General features: G+C 62.1%; 8 protein-coding genes, 1 tRNA gene and 1 pseudogene. 1 reads left to right on the top strand and 9 read right to left on the bottom strand.

The features are described 5' to 3' along the window. Positions 1–257: 257 nt before the first annotated feature. From ltrA to KHO31_RS13355, 7 genes and pseudogenes are all read right to left on the bottom strand, one after another. Positions 258–1,594, bottom strand: a pseudogene (gene ltrA, locus KHO31_RS13390) (group II intron reverse transcriptase/maturase). A gap of 444 nt (positions 1,595–2,038) precedes the next feature. Then, positions 2,039–2,126 (bottom strand) — tRNA-Ile (locus tag KHO31_RS13380). Positions 2,127–2,278: 152 nt separating this feature from the next. Further along, the gene (gene rpoD / locus KHO31_RS13375; protein WP_201077932.1) at positions 2,279–4,669 is read right to left on the bottom strand and encodes an RNA polymerase sigma factor RpoD; all 2,391 of its coding nucleotides are present in this window, start codon (positions 4,667–4,669) and stop codon (positions 2,279–2,281) included. Between the two features lie 93 nt (positions 4,670–4,762). Continuing rightward, entirely contained in the window at positions 4,763–6,628 is a 1,866-nt protein-coding gene (gene dnaG, locus KHO31_RS13370; RefSeq protein WP_201077931.1) for a DNA primase, read from the bottom strand. Positions 6,629–6,706: 78 nt separating this feature from the next. Continuing rightward, a complete protein-coding gene (locus tag KHO31_RS13365) occupies positions 6,707–7,153 on the bottom strand; it encodes a GatB/YqeY domain-containing protein (protein ID WP_211623516.1) in 447 nt (148 codons plus the stop codon). A 235-nt stretch (positions 7,154–7,388) separates the two neighbouring features. After that, positions 7,389–7,601 carry a 30S ribosomal protein S21 gene (rpsU, locus tag KHO31_RS13360; RefSeq protein ID WP_054034832.1) on the bottom strand — a complete coding sequence of 71 codons (213 nt, stop codon included), beginning with the start codon at positions 7,599–7,601 and terminating at the stop codon, positions 7,389–7,391. Positions 7,602–7,669: 68 nt separating this feature from the next. Continuing rightward, the gene (locus KHO31_RS13355; RefSeq protein ID WP_201077927.1) at positions 7,670–8,887 is read right to left on the bottom strand and encodes a BaiN/RdsA family NAD(P)/FAD-dependent oxidoreductase; all 1,218 of its coding nucleotides are present in this window, start codon (positions 8,885–8,887) and stop codon (positions 7,670–7,672) included. Positions 8,888–9,008: 121 nt separating this feature from the next. On the opposite strand from KHO31_RS13355, the gene tsaD reads away from it, so the two are divergent. Then, positions 9,009–10,037 carry a tRNA (adenosine(37)-N6)-threonylcarbamoyltransferase complex transferase subunit TsaD gene (gene tsaD, locus KHO31_RS13350; RefSeq protein ID WP_201078076.1) on the top strand — a complete coding sequence of 343 codons (1,029 nt, stop codon included), beginning with the start codon at positions 9,009–9,011 and terminating at the stop codon, positions 10,035–10,037. A gap of 76 nt (positions 10,038–10,113) precedes the next feature. Here tsaD and folE2 read toward each other — a convergent pair whose 3' ends face one another. Both folE2 and dxs read right to left on the bottom strand, forming a co-directional pair. Beyond that, positions 10,114–10,920 (bottom strand): GTP cyclohydrolase FolE2, encoded by an 807-nt coding sequence (folE2, locus tag KHO31_RS13345; RefSeq protein ID WP_054034830.1) that lies wholly within the window; start codon positions 10,918–10,920, stop codon positions 10,114–10,116. A gap of 345 nt (positions 10,921–11,265) precedes the next feature. After that, complete coding sequence (gene dxs, locus KHO31_RS13340) at positions 11,266–13,173, bottom strand: 1-deoxy-D-xylulose-5-phosphate synthase (protein WP_201077925.1); 1,908 nt, start codon at positions 13,171–13,173, stop codon at positions 11,266–11,268. Positions 13,174–13,239: the final 66 nt, after the last annotated feature.

Genomic DNA, 13,239 nt, shown 5'->3' with positions numbered 1-13,239 from the left:
TCGTTCAGATCGCTGCTGTCTGCTGCCATAGTGTCCACCTCCGATTTAAGTGGACACTATCGTCGCCTCTCCGGGCGCGTGGCGATAGGGCGTCAATGAACGATCGCTTACTTAATAGCACAGCGAAAGCGGCATATTGCCGCATCTGATATTGGACTCCCACCACAATCGGCATAGGGGGGGCAGTCATATACGACTGCGCCCCTGCCACACCACCCGGCATGCGGGTCCGCACCGGGCGGTTCGGGAAGTTGAGGTTATGAGAGTCGGGGCACACCCAGCCGATCGAAGTATGCGATGGTCAGTATGCTGTTGAGCGACTGGCCGCTGTTGCGCCACCAGCGGCGACTGTTCGCCGCCACCTGCCGCGCCACGTCAGCCGAGGCCCGCAGCGCACGCAGTTCCCGGTAGATGGTCGGGCCACGGCGCCAGTGTTTGAGCTGGATGGCACGCAGCCGGTGACGCAGCCATTCGTCCAGCTCGCGCCAGACCTTCGGGGTTTGCGCCAACCGGAAGTATGCCTTCCAGCCCTGCACGTAAGACCGTAAGCGTTCCACCACATCCTGCATGCTGCGCCCGCCAGAGCGACGGGTCAGTTCACGAATGCGATGTTTGAACGCCAGCAGCGGTTTGGCCGCCACCTTGCGCTTGACCACACCGCCCGCAGCCACCCACAGGCTGTAGCCCAGAAACTTGCGACCAAACACACTGGCCACTGCGCTTTTGGTCTCATTGACCTTCAGCCGCAGCCGACCATACAGGCGTCGCAACAGTGTCATCACCCGCTCACCAGCGCGGCGACTGCGAACATAGACATTCGCGTCGTCGGCATAGCGCACAAAGCAGTGACCCCGCCGCTCCAGTTCTTTGTCCACTTCGTCGAGCAGAACATTAGCCAGCAACGGCGATAGCGGCCCACCTTGTGGCGTGCCCTGATCCCGCTGTTCAGATACGCCCGGATCAGCCGGATCACTCCCGCATCGCCAATGCGTCTTTGCAAGCGGTCGATCAGGATGTCGTGGTTGACCCGGTCGAAGAACTTCTCCAGATCAACGTCCACCACGATTCGCCGCCCGGATTGCACGTACGACTGCGCGGCAAGTACCGCATCGTGCGCACGCCGTCCCGGCCGGAAGCCGTAGCTGTGCTCGCTGAAGGTAGGGTCCAGAGCCGGCTGCAGCACCTGCAGCAGTGCCTGCTGGATCAGCCGGTCCGTCACCGTCGGGATGCCAAGCTCGCGCTCGCCTCCATCCGGCTTCGCAATCGTCACCCGCCGTACCGGACTGGGCCGGTACGTCCCCTTGAGCAACTGTTCACGGATCGCGGGCCACGCCGTCACCAGATGACGCGCCGTCCGGTCAATGTCCAGACCGTCCACGCCAGCGGCTCCCTTGTTGGACCGTACCCGTCTGAACGCCTGCTTCAGGTTCTCTCTCGTCAGCGCCGCTTCCAGCAGCGCTGACCCTGTGTCCCCGGATGCATGCCGCGGGCCGCAGGCTTCGTCGCTAGCAGGTACACGCGCAGCTTCACCGCGCGCTACTCCCGCTCGCCCCGCTTGCACGGGCATCTGACGCATTGCCTGTCGCATCGACATGACGCTGGACACTCCTTCACGTTTGGCCCTTCGCCAATAGCTCCAGCCTCACCGGCCTGTCCTCTGGCTACTATGGCCTCTGCTGACTTCTCGCTCCGGCTCGACGCCGTCGCCCTTTCAGGCATGAGGCGAGATCTCCCCAGGTAAGAACGCAATCCTTCACCGCACAACCGCCGGATTTACGCCGCCTGACCCTTGACCACGAGAGCTTTGCAGTTGTTTGGCTGCTCGCCCTGATCGGCACCGCCTTCTATCCGGTTCTTATCCATCGGCTCGCGGCTTTGCTTCACACTTCCTCTCCACGATTGGTCACCCTCTCGCAGTTGTGCTTCGCTTCGTTCGCTGTGGTCAACTCACGGTGGGACTTGCACCCACAAGATTGCGCCCATGCTGGGCGCACAAACAAAAAGGGTTCCGAGAACTCGGAACCCTTCTTTACATCTATGGTGGGCCGGGTCGGAGTCGAACCGACGGTGTCCTTTCGGAGGCGGATTATGAGTCCGCTGCCTGCAACCAGCACGGCGTCCGGCCCAAGAAAAAGACCCGGTCATGATGGCCGGGCCAATTCGTTGATTGGCCGACATACTACACGAAAAAAGGGCCTCCGCAACCGCTTCGCCTGAGCGAAACAACCCGGAGACCCCTTCAAACCACTCCATCATTTCCCACGGCCGCCAACTTCGATCAATTCCCTTCGAGGAACGACTTCAGCTTGTCCGAGCGGCTCGGGTGACGCAGCTTGCGCAGCGCCTTCGCTTCGATCTGACGGATCCGTTCACGCGTCACGTCGAACTGCTTACCGACTTCTTCGAGCGTGTGATCGGTGCTCATCTCGATACCGAAACGCATGCGCAGCACCTTCGCTTCGCGCGGCGTCAGCGAGTCGAGCACGTCCTTCACGACATCGCGCATGCTGGCGTGCAACGCGGCGTCGGCCGGCGCAACCGTGTTGTTGTCCTCGATGAAGTCGCCCAGATGCGAATCGTCGTCGTCACCGATCGGCGTTTCCATCGAGATCGGCTCCTTCGCGATCTTCATGATCTTGCGGATCTTGTCTTCCGGCATCTCCATCTTTTCAGCCAGCGTTGCCGGATCCGGCTCGAGACCGGTTTCCTGCAAGATCTGACGCGAGATGCGGTTCATCTTGTTGATCGTTTCGATCATGTGAACCGGAATCCGGATCGTACGCGCCTGGTCAGCGATCGAACGCGTAATGGCCTGACGGATCCACCACGTGGCGTACGTGGAGAACTTGTAGCCGCGACGATATTCGAACTTGTCCACCGCCTTCATCAGGCCGATGTTGCCTTCCTGAATCAAGTCGAGGAACTGCAGACCACGGTTCGTGTACTTCTTCGCAATCGAGATCACGAGACGCAAGTTCGCCTCGGTCATTTCGCGCTTGGCCTGGCGCGCCTTCAGTTCGCCGGCCGCCATCTGGCGGTTGGTTTCCTTCAGGTCTTTCAGCGGTAATACAACGCGCGCCTGCAAGTCGAGCAGGCGTTGCTGCTGTTCGCGAATAGCCGGAATGTTACGCGTGAGGATCGCGCTATACCCGTGGCCCTCAGCGACGATCTTGTCGGCCCATTCCAGATCCGTTTCGCTGCCCGGAAAACGCGCGATGAATTCCGCACGCGGCATGCCGCATTTGTCGACCACCGTATGCAGGATCTGACGCTCGACCTGACGCACTTCGTCCACTTGCGCACGCAACGTGTCGCACAAACGCTCGACAGTACGCGCGGTGAAGCGAATCGTCATCAGTTCGTTCTGGATCGTTTCCTGCGCCTTCAGATACGACTTGGACTTGTAGCCTTCCTTCTCGAACGCGCGACGCATCTTGTCGAACCATTCGCTGATCATGGCGAACTTTTCGAGCGACGCACGCTTGAGCGCTTCCATCTGCGCTGCGTTGGCCGTGGCTTGCGCGGCGCCGTCGTCTTCTTCCTCGTCGTCCGATTCCTCTTCCTCGGCTTCCTCGTCTTCGCTCTCGATCGCTTCCGCTTCCTGCGCCGAGAAGCCATCCGCATCGTCCGCGTTGGCGTCGATCAGGCCGTCGACCAGTTCGTCGATACGGATTTCCTCGTTCGCGACGCGCTCAGCCATCGCCAGAATGTCGGCGATCGTGGTCGGGCACGCGGAGATGGCCATCACCATGTGCTTCAAGCCGTCTTCGATCCGCTTCGCGATTTCGATTTCGCCTTCGCGCGTGAGCAGCTCGACCGTACCCATTTCACGCATGTACATGCGGACCGGGTCGGTGGTGCGGCCGAATTCGGAGTCGACGGTGGAGAGCGCGACTTCTGCTTCCTCTTCCACTTCGTCGTCGGACGAAGCGGCGGGTGCGTTGTCGTTCAACAGCAGCGTTTCAGCATCCGGCGCCTGCTCGTACACAGCCACGCCCATGTCGTTGAACGTGCTGATGATGCCTTCGATCGCCTCGGTCTCGGTGAAGTTGTCCGGGAGGTGGTCGTTGATTTCAGCGTACGTGAGGAAGCCGCGCTCCTTGCCGAGCTTGATCAGCGCGCGCAGTTTGGAACGGCGCTCTTCGAGTTCCTCGACGGTGCCCGGCTGCGACGACGCGAACGCGTCTTTCAGCAGCGCTTTTTCCTTTGCACGACGATCGCGAGCCTTGACCTTTTCCACCTTGCCGGGAACGGCCGCAGGGGTTTCTTCGCTTTGGGTTGCGTCGTCATCGACGGGTGTTTCGTTCAGCTTTTTCGTCATGGAGTTCGTCGTACCGGCTGTAGTCTCGACTCGCGGCTGTTGGACAACAGCCGGCTGAACCGTGGATACTGGAGTCTCACGCTCTACCGCATCGTCCTGCGCGGCAGGCGCTTCCCTTGCGCTTCTGACATCCGGCCGTTCTGCGGCCGGTGGTGGTACAGCTTTCGCCGCCCTGACCGGCTCCGCTCGCGCAGCGGAACTGGTCGAGGATTTCTTCCCGGCAGCAGGTGTGACGCTTGCGGCAGACGTTTTTCTGGGGGAAGAAGCTAACTTGGCCTCGGTGACCTTTCTGGTCGGCTCATTCGAACCTGTGCCCGTTGCTTTTTTTCCGCCTGGTGTCTTTGCCATCGCAATCGCCTTTTCGCCTTTGCTAGGAAAACCATTGAAAAAACAAACCGCTAGAAACCTTTTATTATAGCACTCAGGCCTCTGCCATCCCGCTTACAGCCCGAGCTGGCGCTTCATCTCGGCCCGCTTCTGATTCAGGCCCGTCAGTTCCGCGAACTCCTCCGGCGTGTGCCGGGATTGCCGCGAAAGCTGCTCGAGCCGATCGCAGTAAGCGTCGTATCGCATCTTCAGAATCGCCGCTTTCAATTCCTCTCCGACGATCCGTTCCTGCTCGCGCCGTTCCTCGATGACGGTCGCATCCGCCGGGTCCTTCAGCAGTAAATCCCGGACGTTTTCATCATAGTCTAGAATTTTGCGAAAGATTTCCTCGAAAGTTGGGGCATTGGCGCCGTTTCGCAATAGGTCAGACAGCAACTGGAACTCCGCCGAATCGCCCAGCGCGCGCGCATGCGTCGTCACTTCTTCGAACAGCTCGCCATGCCGCGTGACGCTCAGAAGCGCCTGCTCGGCTTCCTCGTCGAGCACGGCCACCGTCCGCGGATACATCACCAGATTGCGCAGTGTTTTTTCTTCGATCCCGGTCACACTGCGCCGATCCTTGCGGGCCGGCGCCGATCGGGCGGCAGCCGCAATCCGGGCGTCGACTTCGCATAACGCCGCCACTTCGTCGAACGGCACATCGAGCCGGTCGGCGAACATATGCATAATCTGCGCGCGCAGCGCATTGGCGGGCAGTTGCTGCAGCAGCGGCTTCGCGTCGAACAGCGCGCGGGCGCGGCCTTCGGGCTGATCCAGCTCCTTGCCGGTCAGCACCTCGTTCAGCATGAACTGCGACAGCGGCATGGCACGCTCGACCTGCTCGGCGAACGCTTCCGTGCCGAATTCGCGCACATAGCTGTCCGGATCGTGCTCGGTCGGCAGAAACAGGAACCGGATGGTCCGATTGTCCGCCGCGTGCGGCAGACAGGCATCCAGCGCGCGGCGCGCGGCGCGGCGCCCTGCCGAATCGCCGTCGAAGCTGAAGATGACCGTATCGGTCTGACGCATCAGTTTCTGCACATGAATCGGCGTACAGGCCGTGCCGAGCGTGGCAACCGCGTTCTGGAACCCCAATTGGGCCAGCGCGACCACGTCCATGTAGCCTTCGACCACCAGCACGTAGTGCTGTTCACGAATCGCCAGACGTGCCTCGAACAGCCCGTACAGCTCGCTGCCTTTGTTAAATAGAGGCGTTTCCGGCGAATTCAAATATTTCGGTTCGCCGCCGTCCAGGACGCGGCCGCCGAAGCCGATCACCTGCCCCTTCACATTGCGTATCGGGAACATGATCCGCTCGCGAAAGCGGTCGTATCGGCGATTCTGGCCTTGCGCATCCGACTTTTCGCTGACGATCACCAGACCCGACTCGACCAGTGAATCGTCCCGATAGTTGGGGAACGCGGGCTCGAGGTTCTGCCAGCCGTCCGGCGCGTAGCCGAGGCCGAAACGGGCGGCGATCTCGCCGGTCAGGCCGCGTTTCTTCAAATACTGGATCGCGACCGGCGCGCCGCGCAGCTGCTTGCGGTAAAAGTCACACGCGGTCTGCATGACGTCGGACAGCGCCGTGGTGACCGCCTTGGACGCAGCCGGCGCATACCCGCCAGAACCGCCGCCATATCCCGGCGAAGGCTCATTGGGCACGGTCAAACCGACCGATTGAGCGAGTTCGTTGACCGCCTCTGGAAACGTGGAGCCGACGTGCTCCATCAGGAAGCCGATGGCCGTACCATGCGCGCCGCAGCCGAAGCAGTGATAGAACTGTTTAGTCGGACTAACCGTAAACGAAGGGCTCTTCTCGTTGTGAAACGGGCACAGCCCCATGAAGTTCGCGCCGCCCTTTTTCAACTGCACATGCCGGCCGACCACGTCGACGATATCGACGCGGTTGAGCAGGTCCTGCAGGAATGACGGTGGAATCACAGTGAATGACGCTACCTAAAAAGCTCAAGGCTGTGCGCGCCGTCGAACAACGGCGCGCACAGACCGGAAATACAGGAATTACTTCGCGAGCGCGGCTTTGACTTGCGCCGACACAGCGGTCATGTCGGCGCGGCCGGCCAGTTTGGGCTTGAGCACGCCCATCACCTTGCCCATGTCCTGCGGGCCGGCGGCGCCGGTTTGTGCGACTGCGGCCTGAACTGCGGCAACGATCTCCGCCTCGGACATCTGCGTCGGCATATAGGCGGCCAGGATGGCCAGCTCGGCCTTTTCCTTGTCGGCGAGATCCGTGCGGCCAGCGGCTTCGAACTGGCTGATCGAGTCTTTGCGCTGCTTGATCATCTTGTCGATGACGGCGGTGATCGCCGCGTCGTCAAGGGTGACACGTTCGTCGACTTCGCGTTGCTTGACCGCGGCGAGCAGCAAGCGGATCGTGCCGAGACGCTCGGTCTCGCGCGCCCGCATGGCAGCTTTCATGTCGTCGTTGATCTGGTCCTTGAGGCTCATCACTCACCTGAATGCGTTGAAAATTTAAAAACCGGCCGCTTGCCGTACCAATACGCCGCATCCAACACAAACGCCCGCTTGGGACTGCTTCCTCAAGCGGGTTGGCGCAATTTTGCGTAGTGGATGCGACCCTGCCGGCTGGCCCGAAGGGCCGTGTTTTCCGTGATGGCACCTGCTGTGCCGTCACCGTTGGATGTCGCCGCTCCGTTCGACGGGAACCGCGGCAACGCCAGAATCAGTAGAACTTCTTTGGCAGCATCTGGCCACGCAGACGCTTGAAATGACGCTTAACCGCAGCCGCCTTCTTGCGCTTGCGCTCAGCTGTAGGCTTTTCGTAAAACTCGCGGGCGCGAAGTTCCGTTAGCAGCCCGTTTTTCTCCATCGTGCGCTTGAAGCGGCGCATGGCAACTTCAAACGGCTCGTTGTCTTTTACATGGATGGTCGTCATTTTTCAATAACGGAACTCTGCAAAGGTTCAGGAGTATAGCAGAGCTTTCTCACAAAGCTAATGCGCCGTCAAGCCCCCAAAACGTACTCCGCGCACGCCTGGCCGGCCGCCACGCCGGAGGCCCAGGCCCATTGGAAGTTGTAGCCGCCGAGCCAGCCGGTGACGTCGACCGCCTCGCCGATGAAGTACAAACCCGGCGTGCGGGCGCTCATCATCGTCGCCGACGACAGCTCGCGGGTGTCGATACCACCGCGCGTGACCTCGGCCTTGCGGTAGCCTTCGGTGCCGTTCGGGGTGAGCGTCCAGCGCGACAAAGCCTCACCGACGCGGCGCAGGGTCTTGTCCGGCAGATCGGCCACGCGCGCTTCGGCGGGAATCTGGTGGGTTTCCAGCCAGACGTGAGCGAGCCGTTGCGGCACCCATTCCGAGAGCAGATTGGCGATCTGGCGCCTGGTGCCGGTTTTGGCCTCCAGCAAGGCACTCGTGGCATCCTGCTCAGGCAGCAGATTGATCTGGATCGGCTCGCCGGGCTGCCAATAGCTCGAAATCTGCAGAACGCCCGGGCCCGACAGTCCACGGTGGGTGAGTAGCAGGTCTTCGTTGAACTCGGCGCCGGTCTTCTTGCTGCCGGTCGCCAGTTGCACCTCGAGCGACACGCCTGAGAGCGCCGAGAACGGTTCCCAGTCGGCCGGGGCAAAGGTCAGCGGAACCAGCGCGGGACGGGTGTCGATCAGCTTGTGGCCGAATTGCTTGGCGAGACGGTAGGCGAAATCGGTGGCGCCGATCTTGGGGATCGATAGGCCGCCGGTCGCCACCACGAGCGCGCGGGCCGTGATCGGGCCCGAGTGGGTGTCCAGCGTGAACCGTCCTTCGGCGTCATGCCGCACTTGCTCCACCGCGAGTGGCGTGCGCCACGCAACGCGGCCCGCGTCGCACTCGTTCTTCAGCACATTGATGACCGCGTCGCTCGACTGGTCACAGAACAGTTGCCCCTTGTGCTTTTCGTGCCACGTCACATGATGACGCTTGAGCAGCGCCATGAAGTCACGCGGCGTATAGCGCGCCAGTGCCGAACGGCAGAAATGGGGGTTGGCCGACAGAAAATTGGCAGGTCCGGCGTACAGATTCGTGAAGTTGCACCGGCCGCCGCCGGAAATGCGGATTTTCTCCGCGAGGCGCTGCGAGTGGTCGATCAGCACCACGCGACGGCCGAGTTGCCCGGCCACGGCCGCGCACATCATGCCGGCCGCGCCTGCGCCGATCACTGCGATATCGAAGGATTCCATAGGGCCGCATTGTACCCGCGCGCCTGCGGCCCCCAGCCCGCGCTGCTATACTTTCAGGCTTGCCTTCTCACTTTTGGGTGCCCGAGTGGCTTCACTCGCGCGCCCGCTCAAAGCCCCCATCATGCTCGTTCTCGGCATCGAAAGCTCCTGCGACGAAACCGGTCTCGCGCTCTACGACACAGAGCGCGGCCTGCTCGCGCACGCGCTGCATTCGCAAATTGCGATGCACCGGGAGTACGGCGGCGTGGTGCCGGAGTTGGCGTCGCGCGACCATATCCGGCGCGCGCTGCCGCTGCTCGAAGAGGTGATGGAACGCGCCGGCACGGTGCGCAGCGACATCGACGCGATCGCTTATACGCAGGGCCCTGGCCTCGCGGGCGCGCTGCTGGTCGGCGCGAGCGTTGCGAATTCGCTGGCCATGGCGTGGGATAAGCCGACTATCGGCATCCACCATCTCGAAGGGCATTTGCTGTCGCCGCTGCTGGTGGATGAACCGCCGCCGTTTCCGTTCGTCGCGTTGCTGGTGTCAGGCGGCCATACGCAGTTGATGCGCGTGACGGACGTGGGCGTCTACGAGACGCTCGGCGAAACACTGGACGACGCCGCCGGCGAAGCCTTCGACAAAACCGCCAAGCTGCTGGGCCTCGGCTATCCAGGCGGCCCGGAAGTATCGCGAATGGCGGAATTCGGCACGCCGGGCGCAGTGCTGCTGCCGCGCCCGATGCTGCATTCCGGCGACCTCGATTTCAGTTTTAGCGGGCTGAAAACCGCCGTCCTTACGCACGCAAAGAAACTCGGCGGCGCGAATATCTGCGAGCAGGCGAAAGCGGATCTGGCGCGTGGGTTCGTCGACGCTGCCGTGGACGTGCTGGCGGCGAAATCGCTGGCCGCGCTCAAACTGACCAAGCTCAATCGACTGGTGGTGGCAGGCGGCGTCGGCGCGAACCGGCAACTGCGCGAGGCGCTTTCCGCCGCGGCGAAGAAACGCAATTTCTTCGTGCACTACCCGGACCTGTCGCTGTGTACGGATAACGGCGCGATGATCGCGTTGGCCGGCGCATTGCGATTGCAACGCTGGCCCGATCAATCGGGCAAAGACTATGCGTTCACGGTAAAGCCGCGCTGGGATCTGACTTCGCTCGCACGCTGAACTTCCTGACGCGAAGGTGTAAAAAAAGCCGCTTGGAAGAGCGGCTTTTCTGTTTGAGCAATGTCGAACGCGCGAATCACGCCGCCCGCTTATCCCGTTCAATCACGGCGTACGCGCTGTGATTGTGAATCGATTCGAAGTTCTCAGCTTCGAGCACATACGCAACGATGCGCTCGTCCGCGTTCAGACGTTGCGCGACATCGCGCACCAGGTCTTCGACGAACTTCGGATTTTCGTAGGCACGTTCAGTGACGAACTTCTCATCCGGACGCTTCAGCAAGCCCCACAGTTCGCACGAGGCCTCTTCTTCAGCGATACGAACCAGTTCCTCCACCGCCACGTCGCCCGCCAGCTCGGCGTTGATCGTGACGTGCGAGCGCTGGTTGTGCGCGCCGTACTGCGAAATCTTCTTCGAGCACGGGCACAGGCTCGTGACCGGCACCAGCACCTTCAGGAACAGACGCGTCGCGCCGTTGCGAGTCTCGCCCGTCAACGTCACTTCATAGTCGAGCAGACTTTGCACGCCCGACACCGGCGCGGTCTTGTTCACAAAGTACGGGAACGACACTTCGATACGACCGGCCTCGGCTTCGAGCTTTTCGAGCATCGCGGCGAGCATGGTGCGGAACGTGGCCGCCTCGAGCGGTGCCTTGTTCTCTTCAAGCAGCGCGACGAAGCGCGACATGTGCGTGCCCTTCTGATCGGCTGGCAGATGTACGTCGAGATTCCACGTGCCCACCGAAGGCTGCACTTCGCCGCCTTGCGTGCGCACCGTCAACGGATGGCGCACTGCCTTGACGCCGACGCGTTGAATCGGAATCTGACGCGTATCGGGCGTGCTCTGCACGTCGGGCATCACAAAGGCGGGATTCATCTGGTTCATATTCTTGTCCTTTCAAGAAAACGCCGGGCCGCCCCAAGGCTTTCCGCTCCTCGGGAAGTCCCCCGCTCCGAAGGAAGTCCATTTGGGGGATTGGGGGGATTGCCCCATCGGGGTTGTCGCAAAGCGACAGGTTTGGGGGCTCTCAGCGACCGTGCGAATCAGGGTGCGCAACGGCGAACGCCGGCCCCTGCCGGCGTCGGATGATGGGCCCGAAGGTCCATCGATTCAAGTTGGAGATTGCTATGGCCGCCATAGCCGCGGCACAGCGCACGGCAGAGCAGCTGAACGACCAGCCAATCGACGCAGTTAAGTTACGCAGTTAAGTGACGCCGTCGAGCAACGCAACTAAGCGACGCGCTTCACCGACGATTGACCGGCGACTGCGCCGCCGGAAAGAAAGCGCTCGCGAATCGACTTGGCGATGCCCGCTGCGTCCAGACCACACGCGGCGAGCAGCTTGGCCGGATCCCCATGATCGATGAAGCGATCCGGGAGGCCCAATTGTAGTACGGGTCGCATAACCCCACTTTCAAGCAGGGCTTCGACGCAAGCCGAGCCCGCGCCGCCCATCACGCAGCCTTCTTCGACCGTCACGATGGCGTCGTGCGTTTCGGCCAGCTGGCGGACCAGCTCGGCGTCCAGCGGCTTCACGAAGCGCATGTTCGCCACCGTGGCGTCCAGTTGCTCAGCGGCCGCCAGCGACGGCGCAACCATCGTGCCGAATGCCAGAATCGCAATCCGCTTGCCGGCCGGCTGCGACGTTTCGCGGCGGATCTCGCCCTTGCCGAGCGGCAGCGCCGTCATTTGTTTGACCGTCGCCACGCCCGTGCCGGCGCCGCGCGGATAGCGCACCGCCGTCGGGTTCGGCTGTTGCAAAGCGGTGTACAGCATCTGACGGCATTCGTTTTCGTCCGAAGCAGCCATCACCGTCATGTTCGGGATGCAGCGCATGAACGCCAGATCGTAAGCGCCCGCGTGCGTGGCGCCGTCCGCGCCGACCAGACCGGCGCGGTCGATAGCGAACACCACCGGCAGGTTTTGCAGCGCGACGTCGTGAATCAATTGGTCGTAAGCACGTTGCAGGAAGGTCGAGTAGATCGCGACCACCGGCTTCATGCCTTCGGCAGCCAGACCGCCGGCGAACGTCACCGCGTGCTGCTCGGCGATGCCGACGTCGAAGTAACGATCCGGGAAGCGCTTCTCGAACTCGACCATGCCCGAGCCTTCACGCATGGCAGGCGTGATGCCGACCACGCGCGCGTCCAGCTCAGCCGCGTCGCACAGCCATTCGCCGAACACTTGCGTGTACGTCTTTTTCGACGGCGTGGTGGCAGGCTTGATGCCTTCAGCCGGATTGAACTTGCCCGGGCCGTGGTACAGCACCGGATCGGCTTCGGCCAGCTTGTAGCCCTGGCCTTTCTTCGTGACGACGTGCAGGAATTGCGGACCGCGCAGTTCCTTGATGTTCTGCAGCGTCGGGATCAGCGAATCGAGGTCGTGACCGTCGATCGGACCGATGTAGTTGAAACCGAATTCTTCGAACAACGTGGCCGGCACGATCATGCCCTTCGCGTGCTCTTCGAGCTTGCGGGCCAGATCGAGCATAGGCGGCGCGACACGCAGCACCCGTTCGACGCCCGCACGCGCGGCAGCGTAGAAGCGGCCCGACATCAGGCGCGCCAGATGGCGATTCAGCGCGCCGACCGGCGGCGAAATCGACATGTCGTTGTCGTTGAGGATGACCAGCAGCGGCACGTCGTCTTCGACGCCGGCGTTGTTCATCGCCTCGAAGGCCATGCCGGCCGTCATCGCGCCGTCGCCGATCACGGCGATGCCCGTGCGGTTCTCGCCCTGCAGCTTGCTGGCGACTGCCATGCCGAGCGCGGCCGAGATCGAGGTGCTGGAATGCGCGGTGCCGAAGGTGTCGTATTCCGACTCGTCGCGCTTCGGAAAGCCCGAGATGCCGCCGAGCTGACGCAGCGTGTGCATCTTGTCGCGGCGACCCGTCAGGATCTTGTGCGGATAGGTTTGGTGGCCGACGTCCCAGACGATCCGGTCACGTGGCGTGTCGAACACGTAGTGCAGAGCAATGGTCAACTCGACCGTGCCGAGGTTGGACGAAAGATGGCCGCCCGTCTGCGATACGCTGTCGAGCACAAAGGCGCGCAACTCGTCTGCAAGCGGTTGCAATTGGCGGCGATCGAGGCGGCGCAAGGCTGCCGGGTCGTCGATAGTTTTCAGCAAGTCGTACATCGTCGTTCCATTGTAGGAAAACTTACGCGCCCGCACTTCATACACGCACCCGTAGCAAAGGTGCGC

This window comes from Paraburkholderia domus (assembly GCF_905220705.1).
Lineage (GTDB): Bacteria > Pseudomonadota > Gammaproteobacteria > Burkholderiales > Burkholderiaceae > Paraburkholderia > Paraburkholderia domus.
The sequence above is the reverse complement of the archived record's forward strand: the minus strand, read 5'-3'. Positions and strand labels throughout refer to the sequence as shown.